Below are 14,077 nucleotides of genomic sequence, written 5' to 3'. Positions count from 1 at the left end.
CGAAGGTTTAATGAGCGAGCCTGAATGTTGCCTTGGCGTCCGGGTCGTTCGTCAAGCGCTCGACGAGGCTGACTTCCCAGTTCAGGTAGTCGCGGAAAAGAGCATTGCGCCTTTCGGGGGCGAGCGCATATTTGTCGGGAAGGTCGCCGCCGTCCTCGGGTCCAATGCCGCCCTTTTCGACCGGCAGGCCGGCAGCCTTCCACGCGTCGTTGCCGCCCAGGAGCGAGCGGATATCCTTGCCCGTCGCGGCGCGCAGTTCGGCTGCGAGAATCTGAGCGAGTGTGCCATCCTCCGAGCTCAGGACCACAGCGCCTTTTTCCGCCGCGACCGCTTCGGCGATCTCGGCGCGCCTGAGGTAACGGGCGCCTGGAATATGCGAAGCACGATACTGGTTCGAGCCCGATAGGTCGAAGACGGCATGAGCCTTACCGCCGAGCCCTGCGTGAAGGGTGGCTGCAAGCACATAAGGGGCTGGCGCATTCGTCAGAACGACATTCCGGGCCTCGGGTCCGGTCTGCCACGTCGCCGCCGACAAACCATCGACGACGTAGACCTCGTAGCCACCCAGCTGCACGAGCCAGGATGCCGTCAGGCGATCACGGACCCTTTCTGGATCGAAGAGCACGACGCGTGCGCCGCGCACGCCGATGAAGCGCTCCGCGCCACTCGCAAGCTGTCCGCCTGCCGCATGACGGAAGCCTTGCGGATGCCCGGAACGATATTCCTCCGGCGATCGGACGTCGAACAGGAAGAGACTGCGACCCGTATCACGCCTGAAGTCTTCGAGCTTCCTTGCATCGATGACGCCGACACCGTGCTTCTGCGCCAGTTCTGCGGCCAGTTCACGCGTCGCATCGAGTTGACTGGACTCCGGCACGCCCGCGGTCAGGCCCGGGCCGTGCTCGAGGGTGTAACCGGCAATCAGCCATTCCATCGTACCGCCGGTCAGGGAGGTGACGGGATTGGAGATGCCCGCATCGATGAGTGACTGCGCTCCGAGGATCGAGCGCGTCCGACCGGCGCAGTTGGCAACGACAAGCGTGTCCGGCTTGAGGTTGAGCGAACCGAGACGATGAAGGATCTCGGCACCCGGAGCATTGATGGCTCCAGGGATATGAAAGGCTTCGAATTCCTCGCGCGGACGGGTATCGAGAACGACAAGATCGTCGCCTCTGTCGATCCGCGCCTTCAGGTCGATGGCGGTGATGTTCGGCGTGCCACGCTCATGCTCGACGACTTCGAAGAAGCCGATGCTCGGCACGTTGCGGCCCGTGTAAAGCTGATAGCCGTGCTCAAGCCATGCCTGATTTCGGCCGGCCAGCAGCGAGATATTTTCATATCCTGCTGCCGTCAGAATGCCTGCGGCTTTCTCCGCGAGACCCTCACCGGCGTCCGTGAGGACGATCGGCGTATCGAACCGCGGAATGAGGTTGCGCGCCAGAAGCTCCAGCCGGGAGTAAGGCAGGTGGACGGCATAGAGGATGTGACCCGTGGCATAATCGGCTTCGTCGCGAACATCGAAGAAAGCGAGTTCGTGTTGAGCCAGCAGCGCAGGCTTGAGATCGGGAACGTTGACTTCGGGAAACGAAGTGAACGTTCGTGGGGAGGAGAGCGGCGCACGCGCCGTAGCGATAGTATCGGCCATGATGGAAATCTCCGTCCTAGGCGGTCATGAAGCTGAGATGAAATGCGCCAGCGAATAGGGTCCGCTGTCGCCGGAAGCGTCTTCGACGATATCGGCGATGTTCGAGCGCGCGACGATCGGATAGCGCGGCGAAACGAGCGGGATCCTGACGATATCTTCCTGCACGATCCGCTGGAAATCGTCGTATAGCGCTTTGCGCTTCGTCGGATCGATCTCGGAATTTGCCGCTTCCAGCAGCCTGTCGACTTCCTTGTTGGAGTAGTTCGCTGCGTTCGAAAAGGCCACGCCGACCTTGAAGTTCTTCGACCAGTAGAAGCGCTGGGCGCCGATCGCCGGATCGGGACCGACCGTGGCGTGATAGATCGCCGTATCGAAATCGCGCTTGGTGTAGACGCGGTTCACGAACTGCCCGAAGTCCTGGTTGCGGATTTCCAGCTGGATGCCGATTTTCGCGAGATTGCTGCGAATGTACTGGGCGACCTGCAGATGCGTCGCGTTGTTGGCGGCATAGTCGTTGGTCAGCTTCAGTCTGATGCCGTCGGCATCCTTCTTGTAGCCGGCCGCCTCGAGGATCTCCTCGGCCTTCTTCAGGTCGAAGGCATATTTCGGGACATTGGGGTTGTGCCAGGCGGGCAGACCCGGGGGAACGGGGCTTTCCGTCGGCGTCGCAAAACCGAAATAGAGGTTCTTCTCGATAAAGCTGCGATCGATAGCATGTGCGAAGGCGGTGCGCAGCGCCTTGTCCTTGAACCGCTCGTGATCGAGATTGAACTCGAAGACGACGGCGCCGACATTATAGAGTGAACCTCGGGGATCATCGACCACCTGCAGTTTCGGATCTTTCTGCAGCCTGGCGATGTTGCTGAGCGGCACGAAGCTCGACGTATGGATCGAACCCGACTCGAGTGCCGCGCTCGTTGTCGCCGCGTCAGGAAGTGTGCGGACGATTAGCTGATCGACCTTGGGGCGTTCGCTATCCCAGTAATCGGCGTTCTTTTCCAGAGCAATATGGCTACCGCGTTCCCAGGCCGAGAACTTGAACGGGCCGGTACCGATCGGTGCGTTGTTACGCGGAGCGACGGCAAGGTCGCCTTCTGTAGGATAGGTGTGCCGCGCGAGCACCGGTGATTCGTTTGCCACCAGGCCGAAGAGGATGATCGGGGAGGGCGCGGCGAGGTCGAAGATGACTGTGCTCCCGTCCGGTGAGCGCGTTCCCGTAACATTGGCGAACGTGCTGCGTCCGCGGGCATGATACTTTTTCCAGACCTCCAGTGAGAAGGCGATGTCGTCAGGCGTCAGCGGCGATCCGTCATGGAACTTGACACCCTTGCGCAGATGGAAGGTGATTGTCTTGCCATCGTCGCTGACTTCCCAGCTTTCGGCCAGGGCAGGTGCCGGCTTTCCRTCAAGACCGACTTTCAGCAGGCCATCGAAAACCTTCGATGTCGGCGGACCGGCCTGGGTGGTGAAGGCACCGACAAGGTGCACAGGTTCGACTGTATTCGACACGATCAGCACGCCGCCCTTTTGCGGCGTTGCTGCCTCCACTTTTCGAAAGACGGGGAGCGTTGCCGCACCTGCTGCCGTCAGCGTGGAAATCACAAAGGTTCGTCGTTTCATAGCCATGGACATGTCCCTCAAAATGTCTCGAATGGCATAATTGTTATTGTCTATAGATTATATAGACAATATGATAATTTAATGTTGTCAGCTATTTAGCGCGTCCGTTTCGTAAAGCTCCAGCATTCTAGAACTCTCAACTCAAATTCGCGTCGCAGATGGAAAATCGAACCCCTAGCCAAAGAAGTTGTCATGACCGGTCATCAGCTAGCGCAGTATGAAAGTGGCTCCCACGCCGCTTACCCATCACCACTGGACTTCCCCGAAAGTCCGCTTTCGAAGGTTTCGAGGCAGCCTCTGATCCTCGGGCTGTTCCTCGATCTTTACGAGCGGACGACCGTGTCAGGCGGGGGAGATGACAGCTGGACCTTCGATGCCAATGCGCGTCTGGTTCAGAAGGCCGAGGCCGCGGGTTTCGATCTCGCCTTCAGTCGCATGCAGTGGCTGCCGAAGGGTGGTCTCACGACCTCGCTTGACGCGTTTACCACACTCGCCGCCATGGCCCCGCTGACGACGAAGATCCTGCTGATCTCGTCGATCCACGTTCTATACGGCCCATGGCATCCGCTGCATCTGGCAAAATTCGGTGCCACGCTCGACCATATCTCCAAAGGGCGCTGGGGCATAAATATCCTTACGGGGCATCGTGCCGTCGAACACGAGATGTTCGGCTGGAGCCAGATCGAGCACGACCGCCGCTACGAGCTGGCCGATGAGCTCTTCAGTGTCCTCGAACGTTTATGGACGGAGGACCAGAACCTGTCGTTCAAGKGAATCTCGCCCTGGCAGCTGAAGGATGCCTTCATAACGCCGAAGCCTGCCTTTGCCCGGCCGATCCTCGTCACTGCCACGGGTTCCGATGCCGGCATCGCCTTTGCCGCGCGCCACTCCGATTTTGTTTTCGTCACGAGCCCGGGCGGCGCCGTCATCGAAAATGCTTTCGCATCGCTTCCTGCACATACGCAGCGCATCAAACAGGCCGCAGGTGCGCTCGGACGGCAGATCAAGGTATTGATCAATCCTGTTATCGTCAGCCGCGACAACGAGCGCGACACCCAAGCCTATGCCGAGGCCATCACGGCCGCCTACAAGCCGCGCGTCGAATTCGCCAGCGATGCCCATGCCTGGCGCGTGCGCAAGGACAAGACCGTAAATCAGGGCCGCAAGCTCGGTGGCAATGTCGAGATCGTCGGTACGCCCGAGCAGGTCGTGGAACAGATCATAGGGCTGAAGAGGGCCGGAATAGACGGTATCCAGATCGGCTTCCACGACTGGGATGCCGACTTCGACTTTTTTGCCGAGAGAATCCTGCCGCTGATCAAGCAGGCAGGGCTGCGGCTCGATGAAGAACAACAAGCTTGAGGACGTCATCAGATGACATCGCATTCCAATCTTGCTCTTAAGAGCAACCTGTCTGCACCTGCAGACGATACGGCTCTCGCAAAGCTCTTCGACACGATAGCCGAGGGTTCGGCAGCGCGGGATCGCGAACGCATCCTCCCCTTTGCTGAAATCGACGATATCCGCGCCTCCCGTTTCGGCGCTTACCGTTTGCCGCTCGATGTCGGGGGTAGTGGCGCAAGTTTCCGGCAGCTGTTCGAGAAGGTCATTGCCCTCTCGGAAGCGGATTCCAATGTTGCCCACATACTGAGAAATCACTTCGTCTTCGTGGAGCGCTTCGCCCAGCGCCCGACCTCCGATCAAGGCAGATTCTGGCAGGACCAGGTCGCTCAAGGGGCAATCTTCGGCCTGGCCAATACCGAAAGGGCCAAGGCACAATCGGGCGATGACAGTGCAACACGCCTTACGCCCGATGGAGACGGATTCCGCCTGAACGGAACGAAGTTCTACAGCACCGGCAGCCTCTATTCCGACTTCGTGATCGTCAGGGCCAAGGACGGCGACGATCGGCAGTTGACCGCGATCATCCCTGCCAAGCGCGCCGGCGTGACGCTCGAAGACGACTGGGATGCTGCAGGGCAGCGGCTGACCGGAACCGGAACCTCGCGCTTCAACAATGTGAGGGTAGAGGTGCCCGAGGTCGTTTATGACGGTGAGGGCGTGGCCTACGATCTTGCCTATGCAAGCACTCTGCCGCAACTCTTCCTGACGGCCGTCAATGCCGGGATACTCAGAGCCGTTCTCAGAGACGCCAAATCGCTGATTAAACGACGCGCGAAGAAGGCCTTTTATCACGCACCGGCTGATGTCCCTGCCGACGACCCGATCCTGCTCAAGATCATCGGCGATCTGGCGGCCCACGTCTATGCTGCCGAGGCTGTCGTCCTCGCTGCCGCCGAGGCGCAGGATGCCATTCCATCGCCTGAGGATCTCGGCGCCTACGAGCGCGCCGCGCACGAGGGCTCCCTGCGTGCCACAAAGGCAAAAATTGTCGTCGATGCACTGGTACTGCAAGCGGCTACCGCAGTCTTCGACGTGGGAGGCGCCTCATCGACCCAGCGCGAACACAATCTCGACCGCCATTGGCGCAACGCCCGGACGATTGCTTCGCACAACCCCGCTCACTACAAGGCGATTGCGGTCGGACGTTACGAATTGAGCGGCACCGAATTGCCGAGAAGGGGCTTCTTCTGAGCGGAAGTACCGCCAGCCTTGTCGTTGCAGTTAAGACGGTCGGTTCGCCTACCGCTGCCTGTGCAATGTCTTTCGCAGATCACAACTGCGACGATTCAAACGCCAAACTGCAACAAGAAAGTCACTTTGACCGCAGTTTAAGTGAAGCAACGATCGAGAGTCCCGGCTGTTTTTTGCGAAGCCTCTTTGACAAGTCCGAAGATGCTGCCGGAGATCGATGATAGACCCCATTGCGGACGCACGTTAGCGCATCGATCCAAACAACAGCTCGAACTACGGCGGTTCGATTCCTGGTCAAGGCGTAGGATAGAGGAAGTTGCGAGTGCGGAAGACCTCGATCAGGCCGTTTCGCCGACGCCAACGTTGAAATTCTGCCGCGGCAGGATCCAACTGCTATGCGGGTTGGGGTATTGAGTCACCTACGAAGCCGCCGCACCCCGGCTGATTATTCGGCGGCTTCCCGCAGCGGATATTCCGCCGGGCGTTCGGCAGGCCCGATGAGCTCGAAGTCGTCTGGCATGGCGTGCTGGTCAGTGCCCAGGAGCGCCAACGTCCAGTAGTCGCGCTCCGCGCCGAAGATGGTAGAGACCTGGACCACCGTAATCCTGCCGTCGAAGTACTTCGATGAACGCGCCCAGTACAGCGCATCGGGGACCAAACTCGTGACAGCCATAACGCCTACTCCATTCGACAGTGGGGATCGTAACACAATCCCCATAGATGAACATTTCTCATTTTGTTCGAAAACGCGTCAGGCATCCCTGCCTTCGTCAAATAGAGCCTGCCGCTCCTGCAGGTAGGCGTCGGCGTCCGCCTCGCTGGCGAAGACCCTGTCCTGCACGGTCACCCCGCCGACATTGTAGATCACGGTGCTCCAGCCGTCGTGCGTCTGCTTCTTGACCACTGAAGACTTCCCCATCGGTAGGACAGGTGCTCATCATGCGGCCGCGTTCATGAGATGGTCCGAGACGGTTGAGATAAATGCACGAAGACGCTGAAGACGTCTTAGGTCCCGGTGATATCCCATCCAGATGTCTCGCGCCGGCGGCGGCATCGGCACTTCCAGTCTGCGGATACCGGCGATCTGGTCGCCGACCACGCGGGGCAGCACAGCGATCCCGACGCCTTGCCGACACATGCGCCCCTGGACGTTGCGGTTGTTCGATCGCAGGACCGGTCTCGCGTTGGGGAAACTCTCGATGAGCCAAGCGATATCGGGAAACTGACCGGTCGACGTATCGTGGGTGATCAGCCGGAAACCACTCCCGTCGCCATATTTTGGATCAGCCGACTCCTCGGCGATATAGACGCCGTATTCGAGCCTGAAGAGCCGCCGCTGAACGACATCGGCGGTGTTGAACGGAACGATACGAAAAGCGACGTCGGCCTCCCGCTGGGCGAGGTTGAACAGGCGCGTGCCGGTGAGGATCTCGACGTCGACGTTCGGGTAGGCGTTCGAGAAATCCGCCAGGATGGGAGGCAGTACATAGGCCCCGAACCAGTCCGCTGATGAAATGCGCAGACTGCCTTTGAGATTCGTCTCCTGCCCCGCAAGCCGGCGCTCCATGCCCAGCGCGCCCTCTTCCATCTGCTCTGCCATCGCGATGATCCCGTGGCCCTCTTCGGTTAGGACAAGGCCGTCCGCAGTCCGCTGGAAGAGTGTGTGACCGATCGCCTGCTCAAGCGCACGCAGGCGCCTGCCGACGGTCGGATGGCTTGTCTGAAGAGAACGCGCGGCTCCGCCGAGCGTGCCAGATCGCGCAACAGCAAGAAAGATTCTGACGTCACTCCATTCCATCGTACCCCCCACAAAACTGAACGCCAAGAATACAGTTATGTCACTTAAAGAACAAATCTAAGCACCTAGATTCCCATCATCGTCTGAAGGCGCGTCACTTCTGTGGATTTGCCGGACCCATGAGGGCGGCCGCTCGGGTGAAGGAACAGTGACCCTTGGCGTCGTCTGAAAAAAACTCGGAGAAAAAGTAATGAAAACTTGGCTCATCACCGGTTGCTCAAGCGGCTTCGGCCAGCGGCTCGCACTCGCTGCAGCACAGCGCGGCGATCAGGTCATCGCGACGGCCCGCAATGTCAAAACGATCGGAGAAATGGCTGAGCCTTTCGGCGGCCGCATGATCACCTTGCCGCTCGACGTGACGGATGCGGCGGCAGCCAAGGCCTCGGTCGCAAAGGCGGTCGAGACATTCGGCGGCTTTGACGTGCTCGTCAACAATGCCGGCTACGGACTGTTCGGCGCGATCGAGGAAGGCACGCCCGAAGAATATCGGTCGATGTTCGAGGTGAACGTCTTCGGTCTGATCGAAACCACCAGAGCAGCGCTGCCCGTCCTGCGACGTTCGGGGGGAACGATCGTCAACATGTCGTCCGGCGCAGGCATCGCGGGCGGCGGAGGTGGCGGATATTACAATGCCGCCAAGTTCGCCGTGGAAGGGATTTCCGAAGCGCTCGCCGGCGAGCTGAAGCCGTTCGGCATCCGCGTGCTGATCGTCGAGCCTGGGCCGTTTCGCACCGATTTCCTTGGACGTTCGATCACGATGGCGGCCAACGAGATGCCGGAATACGCCGCGAGCTCGCGCACGCACTATCGCGAAACCAACAACGGCAGTCAGGCGGGCGATCCCGACAAGGCGATTGCGGTGATCCTGCAGGCAGTCGATGCCGATGACGCCCCGCTTCATCTGCCGCTCGGCCCGATCGCGCATTCGATCGCCGAGCGAAAGTTGGCTTCCTTCCGCAGCGATATCGACGCCTGGCGCGACATCACGATCGCCACCGATTTCGACCAGCCCTGAGCGCTGGCCGCAAACTCTTGTTGAACGTCAACATCGACTGGAAAGTGATCATGATCGCAACTTTGAAGGGGTTTACCCAGCAGCTCGCGCCGGTGAATGGCATCAAGATCAACGTCGTCACCGGGGGCTCAGGCCCGCCGATCCTTCTGCTTCACGGTTGGCCGGAAACATGGTGGGAATGGCACCATGTGATGCCGCTGCTGGCCGAGCATTTCAGCGTGGTGGCCATGGACCTGCGCGGCGCGGGCTTTTCCGACTGCCCGATTGACGGCTATGACAAGGCGACGTTGGCGCGCGACGCGCACGAGGTCATGGTTGCCCTTCGGCATGAACGGTACGCCGTGTGCGGCCATGACATTGGCGGAATGGTAGCATTGCCGCAAGCCGCCATCTATCGCCAGGCTGTTACCCACCTGGCCGTCCTCGACGTTCCGCTTCCCGGTTGGACCCAATGGGAGGCAACGACTGCGAGGATCTGGCACTTCAGCTTCCATATGAACCGGGATCTACCCGAGCGCCTGATCCATGGCCGTGAATATGACTATGTTTCGACCTTCATGGCTGAGCGGTTCTACGATCACAGCACCTTCAATCCGGCGGACATCGAGATCTACGCGAAAGCGATGGCTCTTCCTGGCCGCACGCGCGGAGGCATGGAATGGTATCGTACCCTCGCCGCCGACCATACGGCCGCGCTTGAGTACAAGAAGCAACCGCTCGAGATACCGGTGCTGGGTCTCGGCGGGGATCAGCGCTTCGGTGCGCATATGGTCCCGATGCTTAAGGAGTTCGCCAGCAATGTGACGGGCGGCTCGATTGAGCGGTGCAGCCACTATGTCGCGGACGAGCGGCCGGATGAAGTGGCGGCCGCTCTGATCGATTTCCTCAAGGCAAGTTGAAACTCTGCGACTGCCCCGTCCTGGGCCGGATCGCGACACTGCGGGCAAGTTGCGCCCGCACCTACCGCATTCGATCGATTAAACAAGAAAGGAAAACTGTCATGACCGCACCTGTCATTCGCGGCGTCAATCATATCGGCATCACGGTGCCCGACATCGAAGCAGCAAAATCGTTCCTGGTGGAAGCTTTCGGCGGCCAGGTGATCTATCAGTCCTTCGGACCGCAGGATCCGCCGCGGCAGGGACCCGAATTCGAGCGAGCCACTGGCGCTTTCCCTGGAACGGTCGTGCGTGCGCAGGCGATGGTCAAGATCGGAACCGGACCTGACATCGAGCTCTTCGAAATGCACGGCCCCGAACAAGCCCAGCCGGTTCGAGCAAGCGACTTCGGCATCACACACTTCGGTGTCTACACCGACGACATCGACGCATCTATCGAGCGCTTCGAAAAGGCCGGAGGCACTCCGCTTACCGCGCCGCGCGATATTCCCTATGCAACCGAAAAAGGGCTTGGAAACAAGGTCTGCTACTGCCGCATGCCATGGGGCACGACCGTGGAATTTATCACCACGCCCGACCGCATGGCCTACCATGACCAGACGGATCTGCGCAGGTGGCAGGACTAGGACAGAGCGGTATGAGCTTTGAAAACACAACGTCTTGCCGCAGCTTTCTGTCGCTCTCTGCGATGGCTGGGGCCTCGGCGCTCGGAGGCTGCGCCTCACCTTCGGCACCGGCCGGATGGTAAGGCAGCAGCCGACGCCTCTCCCAGACCCGATACACCCCGTCCAGATCGCCCCGGCACCGAAAGATGCCGAGTTGTCCATCATGTATGCATGAAAAATCCCCGGTTTACCGGCGCTTTTCAGTTCTAGAAATCCAGGCGAAGATAGACGCCGTTGCGATGCGGCCGATAGTAGCCATCATCGTAGTAACGGTCACGGTATCGCCAGCCGCGATCGTCGCGCCAGTGCCGCTCGGCGCGCCAATCCCGATAGTAGCGACGGTGATGCCACCCATACCGGTCGTAATCACGATAATGTCTGTGATGGCGGTGCCGAACCTGAATGATCGCGCTCTTTTCCGCTGATGCAGCTGGTGCCGCAGATCGCGGCATCGCCGCTGCAGGCCCTGCCGCGACGAAGGCCGAACCGAACGAGAGAACGGCCGCAACGGCAAAATGGGCAATTTTCATAGCTCATCTCCTTGGCAGTTTATGACCAAGGGTGGCTGCTTCGCCCTGAACTCGTTCTGAAGACGGCCCTCATCTGAGGTTCATGTAAAACTGTAACGCGCAAGAAGTGGGCGCGACCGCTCAGATAGCGTGYGAGATGGATGGAATGAGAGGAGGCTCCCATTTTGGGTGGCGAATGTCCCGATCTTGCGCGTGGATATGGCGCATGGGCTACGGTGATCGCCGGGCGTTGATTTGGATCTTGAACCCAATAGGGGTTGCTTTGATTGACGAAGTTGACAAAATTGCCCGAATGCATATCTTATGTATGAAGGAGACTGAAACGATGGTTGATCGAGCAGGCAGCAAGGCAAAGGATCGACGGGAGCGTAGCTCCGACGTCGTGACGATGTTCATGATGAAGGGGGATCCGATCAAGGCTCTCTCTGGGTTCGATCTGCCAGCCGGCGCCGAGGTCGCCATCGTATCGTCAAAACCGGAATCGATCCGAAAGATCCGCCAGGCGGGTCGGGGACGGATCTCTCGGATTGCCGAAGCCACGACCAGCCTGCGTCAACGCCAGTCAGAAACTAAGACAGCCGTCATCGACAAGTCGGCCTTCGAACCGGATGCGCGCAGCCGAGCGCTGTTGGCGGGCGTCCGCATCGCGGAAGAGGATCTGCGCGCGGCAGGGGGAGCCTACGATCTCGAGCAAGTCAGGACGCTGATGCGCGGCATTTCCCGTCAGGCCGTGGACAAACGTGTTCAGGAAGGCTCGCTGCTCGCTGTGCCTGGGCCAAGCAATCGGAGAAGCTACCCGACGCTGCAATTTGCCCCGGACGGAACGATCGTTGAAGGACTTCGGGACGTGCGTGACGCACTTCAAAGCAAAAATCCCTGGATACTGCTGAACTTCCTGGCGCGACCAGATGCACGCCTTGGCGATCGAAAGCCGATCGACCTTCTCAGGTCGGGCCAACAGGATCAGGTTATCCAGGCGGCGCGACGGCATGGCGAACAGGGGGCGTGAGCGCTCCGCGTCCGCCGGCCGATCGAGCCGCGTTCCCGAATTGGTGACACTGCCGACAGGAGGGAACCTGCATCGCTTCTACAGTGCTGCTTATGAACCAATTTATTTCGATAGATCCGATCTCGGACGCTTCAATGCGCCGGATGGCTCCTATGGCGTGCTGTATGCCGCTCAAGAGATTGCCGGCGCGTTTGCCGAGACGTTCCTGAGGACGCCAGGGCGTACACTGGTAGATGCCGAACTGCTCCAACGCAAAGGATACGTGCGCCTCGCCGCAAAAAGACCATTGACGCTGGTGCGTCTCGCCGGGCCAGGACTGGCGCGGATCGGCGCCACGGCGGAGGTGCCCCACGGCAGCTTGCCGTACGAGATTGCCCAGGCGTGGTCGAAGGAACTGTTAAGACACCCCCTTGCGTTCGACGGGATCGCCTATCACGCGCGCCACGACGACACCGAATTCTGCTTTGCGCTCTACGAACGCGCGGCGGATGCAATTTATGAGGTTTCCCGAGATATCGAATTGGACCAGGATTGGTTCTGGGAGATCGGTGAACGGTATGGGATCGGCTTGGCACCCTAGCTGCGTTGCGGGACATGGTGCGCTCTCAATTGCCGTTATGTGGCTGCATGCAACCACGATCGATGACCGTGCTTTTTTGTTGCTTTCGAACGCGCCGATCCGACCGTAGCTACACCGACTTAAGCAATCGACGACTTCGAAATCGATCACTATCGATACCTGTTACTGAGCAAGATCGGTAGCAAGGTGTGCGACGTCAGCCATAGCGCCTCGCTGTCGGGGCGACACGTGCTGCCTGACTGCGAATGTTGCCAATCGCACGCTTCCCGACAACCGAAAGAGCGGCGTTCTGGATATTCTGGCCATTGGCAACGCCCTTTACGAAAGCAAGCGCATCGGCCGCATAGGGGGAGGGCGGCAAAACCCGACCGGCGGCCGCAAAAGCCGCATCCTGCAGCTTCTTGCCCTGGGTGAGCGCCACGGCTCCGTCGAATGCCGCCTTCGCGGCGGGGCCGCCGGGCAGGCGGTCGCGTGCAGCAGCCAATAATGACTGTCCGATGTTCTTGCCACTGGCAAGATTGAGCGCGACGTCAAAGGCGGTCTGGGCGATTGCCCCTCCGGGGACAGCGCTGCGCGCTGCCGACAAAAGCGCCTGCGTTATCGGCTTGCCGGCAGCAAGCGCATTGGCAGCACCGAGAGCGGCTGCGACCCCGGTACCGATACCCGGCACGAAGGGAGCGACCATCTCAGCCAATCGAAGCTGATCGCGTGCCGCATTGATCTGGCCCTTGACTGCTCCCTTCAGAGCACGGTCGAGGCGCTCTCCCTTCGCAACCCTCACGCCAGCATCAAGCGCAATGGCAGCCGGGCCGGCGGCGAGCCGGACCGCACTGGCGCCTATCCGGGCGATATCGCCGATCACCGGGATACGGCCGACGGCCCTGGCCGCACTGCCGACGACATTGGATACTTTCTTGACCACCTTGCCGACGCTGCGCACGAGGCCACCGAGAAAATACTCCATCTGCGGGTCATAATCGAAAGGGTCGAAGGAAGGCATCTGTTCGCTTTCCCATTCGCCTTCGGATTCGAGCACAGTTGCGAGGGCCGGCGCATAGAGTTCCGCTGCAGCCGCCAGCGCGCCGAGTGCTTCGCGGCGGCCGCCATAGCCGCCAAACTCTTCGATCGCGTGGCGTGCGGCCTCACCGGAAAGCCGTACGAAGCGTCGGCTCTCGGCCAGGGCGCGGCGACGGCTGTCAGTCTCACCGAACTCCATGTCGAACTGGCTGTCCGGGCTGTCGCTCAACAGCCGGCGGCTGGCGATATTTTTGAGAAGGCCGCCCATCGCGGCGCCGAGTTGCGGGCTGAGCATCCCGCCGGAGCTTGCGGCAGCATGGGCGAGTGTGGCGCCCAGCAGGTGATCGAAGTTCTCTTCCGATCTGCTGCGCAAAAGGCGAATGCCGAGTTCGAATACCTCCGCGTCACTCAGCGCCTGGTCGAATATCGGGGTCCGGCTGCGGCGCAGGATGTGGCTTCCATAAGATGGCTCAATTGCGATCGTCATCTCAATTTCTCCGCGGTTGATCGGCTTGAATGGCCGCGATCTCCTCCTGCAAGCGGGGTGCCAAGCCGAAGGATTGCCGCGCATGACCGCGAGCAAGGTGGCCGGATGCGTGCGGACGAGCGGTCGCCGGCCAGGAAGCATGAATGAAAACAGTTTCTTGGCCTTACGTCCCTTGCTGCGCGGGCTGGTTCGTTTGCCCCTTGCAGATCCGCTGATC

At 60.2% G+C, this 14,077-nt stretch carries 14 protein-coding genes; 7 read left to right on the top strand and 7 right to left on the bottom strand.

The window, feature by feature from the left end; all coding sequences use genetic code 11:
- Positions 1-7 precede the first annotated feature (7 nt).
- Positions 8-1,645, bottom strand: a complete 1,638-nt coding sequence (locus AC1D35_RS18130) for a rhodanese-like domain-containing protein (RefSeq protein ID WP_477939331.1) — start codon at positions 1,643-1,645, stop codon at positions 8-10.
- 24 nt (positions 1,646-1,669) lie between these two features.
- Positions 1,670-3,271, bottom strand: coding sequence for an ABC transporter substrate-binding protein (locus AC1D35_RS18125; protein ID WP_477939329.1), 1,602 nt, complete (start codon positions 3,269-3,271; stop codon positions 1,670-1,672).
- Positions 3,272-3,457: 186 nt separating this feature from the next.
- On the opposite strand from AC1D35_RS18125, the gene AC1D35_RS18120 reads away from it, so the two are divergent.
- Together AC1D35_RS18120 and AC1D35_RS18115 are read left to right on the top strand one after the other, a co-directional pair.
- Entirely contained in the window at positions 3,458-4,627 is a 1,170-nt protein-coding gene (locus tag AC1D35_RS18120; RefSeq protein WP_477939328.1) for an LLM class flavin-dependent oxidoreductase, read from the top strand.
- Positions 4,628-4,639: 12 nt separating this feature from the next.
- The gene (locus AC1D35_RS18115; protein ID WP_477939326.1) at positions 4,640-5,860 is read left to right on the top strand and encodes an acyl-CoA dehydrogenase family protein; all 1,221 of its coding nucleotides are present in this window, start codon (positions 4,640-4,642) and stop codon (positions 5,858-5,860) included.
- Positions 5,861-6,305: 445 nt separating this feature from the next.
- Here the strand turns inward: AC1D35_RS18115 and AC1D35_RS18110 are convergent, their stop codons facing one another.
- From AC1D35_RS18110 to AC1D35_RS18100, 3 genes are all read right to left on the bottom strand, one after another.
- Positions 6,306-6,533: a hypothetical protein gene (locus AC1D35_RS18110; protein WP_477939324.1), complete on the bottom strand. Its 228-nt coding sequence runs from the start codon at positions 6,531-6,533 to the stop codon at positions 6,306-6,308.
- Positions 6,534-6,611: 78 nt separating this feature from the next.
- Positions 6,612-6,764 carry a hypothetical protein gene (locus AC1D35_RS18105; RefSeq protein ID WP_477939322.1) on the bottom strand — a complete coding sequence of 51 codons (153 nt, stop codon included), beginning with the start codon at positions 6,762-6,764 and terminating at the stop codon, positions 6,612-6,614.
- Between the two features lie 33 nt (positions 6,765-6,797).
- A complete protein-coding gene (locus tag AC1D35_RS18100) occupies positions 6,798-7,658 on the bottom strand; it encodes a LysR family transcriptional regulator (RefSeq protein WP_477939320.1) in 861 nt (286 codons plus the stop codon).
- A gap of 190 nt (positions 7,659-7,848) precedes the next feature.
- Here AC1D35_RS18100 and AC1D35_RS18095 point away from each other — a divergent pair, with 190 nt between their 5' ends.
- The 3 genes from AC1D35_RS18095 (at position 7,849) to AC1D35_RS18085 (ending at position 10,198) form a co-directional block, all read left to right on the top strand.
- The gene (locus tag AC1D35_RS18095) at positions 7,849-8,673 is read left to right on the top strand and encodes an oxidoreductase (protein WP_477939318.1); all 825 of its coding nucleotides are present in this window, start codon (positions 7,849-7,851) and stop codon (positions 8,671-8,673) included.
- 50 nt (positions 8,674-8,723) lie between these two features.
- Positions 8,724-9,572, top strand: a complete 849-nt coding sequence (locus AC1D35_RS18090; protein ID WP_477939394.1) for an alpha/beta fold hydrolase — start codon at positions 8,724-8,726, stop codon at positions 9,570-9,572.
- Positions 9,573-9,673: 101 nt separating this feature from the next.
- Positions 9,674-10,198, top strand: coding sequence for a VOC family protein (locus AC1D35_RS18085; RefSeq protein ID WP_477855527.1), 525 nt, complete (start codon positions 9,674-9,676; stop codon positions 10,196-10,198).
- A 245-nt stretch (positions 10,199-10,443) separates the two neighbouring features.
- Here AC1D35_RS18085 and AC1D35_RS18080 read toward each other — a convergent pair whose 3' ends face one another.
- Positions 10,444-10,767: a hypothetical protein gene (locus AC1D35_RS18080; protein ID WP_477855528.1), complete on the bottom strand. Its 324-nt coding sequence runs from the start codon at positions 10,765-10,767 to the stop codon at positions 10,444-10,446.
- Between the two features lie 205 nt (positions 10,768-10,972).
- Here AC1D35_RS18080 and AC1D35_RS18075 point away from each other — a divergent pair, with 205 nt between their 5' ends.
- Both AC1D35_RS18075 and AC1D35_RS18070 read left to right on the top strand, forming a co-directional pair.
- Positions 10,973-11,776 (top strand): hypothetical protein, encoded by an 804-nt coding sequence (locus AC1D35_RS18075; RefSeq protein ID WP_477939316.1) that lies wholly within the window; start codon positions 10,973-10,975, stop codon positions 11,774-11,776.
- Complete coding sequence (locus tag AC1D35_RS18070; RefSeq protein WP_477939314.1) at positions 11,757-12,356, top strand: RES family NAD+ phosphorylase; 600 nt, start codon at positions 11,757-11,759, stop codon at positions 12,354-12,356. Before AC1D35_RS18075 ends, AC1D35_RS18070 begins: the two co-directional genes overlap by 20 nt.
- A 196-nt stretch (positions 12,357-12,552) precedes the next feature.
- Here AC1D35_RS18070 and AC1D35_RS18065 read toward each other — a convergent pair whose 3' ends face one another.
- Positions 12,553-13,860 (bottom strand): hypothetical protein, encoded by a 1,308-nt coding sequence (locus tag AC1D35_RS18065; protein ID WP_477939312.1) that lies wholly within the window; start codon positions 13,858-13,860, stop codon positions 12,553-12,555.
- Positions 13,861-14,077: the final 217 nt, after the last annotated feature.

The sequence above is a fragment of the Rhizobium sp. P1_E6 genome, from assembly GCF_056405875.1.
Note: the sequence above shows the minus strand (reverse complement) of the source record. Positions and strands in the feature narration are given on the sequence as shown.

What these genes read in the sequence shown, in the direction of transcription:
- AC1D35_RS18090 (WP_477939394.1), top strand. Translation starts at nt 8,724, where the DNA reads ATGATCGCAACTTTGAAGGGGTTTACCCAGCAGCTCGCGCCGGTGAAT.
- AC1D35_RS18130 (WP_477939331.1), bottom strand. Translation starts at nt 1,645, where the DNA reads ATGGCCGATACTATCGCTACGGCGCGTGCGCCGCTCTCCTCCCCACGA.
- AC1D35_RS18080 (WP_477855528.1), bottom strand. Translation starts at nt 10,767, where the DNA reads ATGAAAATTGCCCATTTTGCCGTTGCGGCCGTTCTCTCGTTCGGTTCG.
- AC1D35_RS18070 (WP_477939314.1), top strand. Translation starts at nt 11,757, where the DNA reads ATGGCGAACAGGGGGCGTGAGCGCTCCGCGTCCGCCGGCCGATCGAGC.
- AC1D35_RS18115 (WP_477939326.1), top strand. Translation starts at nt 4,640, where the DNA reads ATGACATCGCATTCCAATCTTGCTCTTAAGAGCAACCTGTCTGCACCT.
- AC1D35_RS18075 (WP_477939316.1), top strand. Translation starts at nt 10,973, where the DNA reads ATGGGCTACGGTGATCGCCGGGCGTTGATTTGGATCTTGAACCCAATA.
- AC1D35_RS18065 (WP_477939312.1), bottom strand. Translation starts at nt 13,860, where the DNA reads ATGACGATCGCAATTGAGCCATCTTATGGAAGCCACATCCTGCGCCGC.
- AC1D35_RS18095 (WP_477939318.1), top strand. Translation starts at nt 7,849, where the DNA reads ATGAAAACTTGGCTCATCACCGGTTGCTCAAGCGGCTTCGGCCAGCGG.
- AC1D35_RS18100 (WP_477939320.1), bottom strand. Translation starts at nt 7,658, where the DNA reads ATGGAATGGAGTGACGTCAGAATCTTTCTTGCTGTTGCGCGATCTGGC.
- AC1D35_RS18085 (WP_477855527.1), top strand. Translation starts at nt 9,674, where the DNA reads ATGACCGCACCTGTCATTCGCGGCGTCAATCATATCGGCATCACGGTG.
- AC1D35_RS18110 (WP_477939324.1), bottom strand. Translation starts at nt 6,533, where the DNA reads ATGGCTGTCACGAGTTTGGTCCCCGATGCGCTGTACTGGGCGCGTTCA.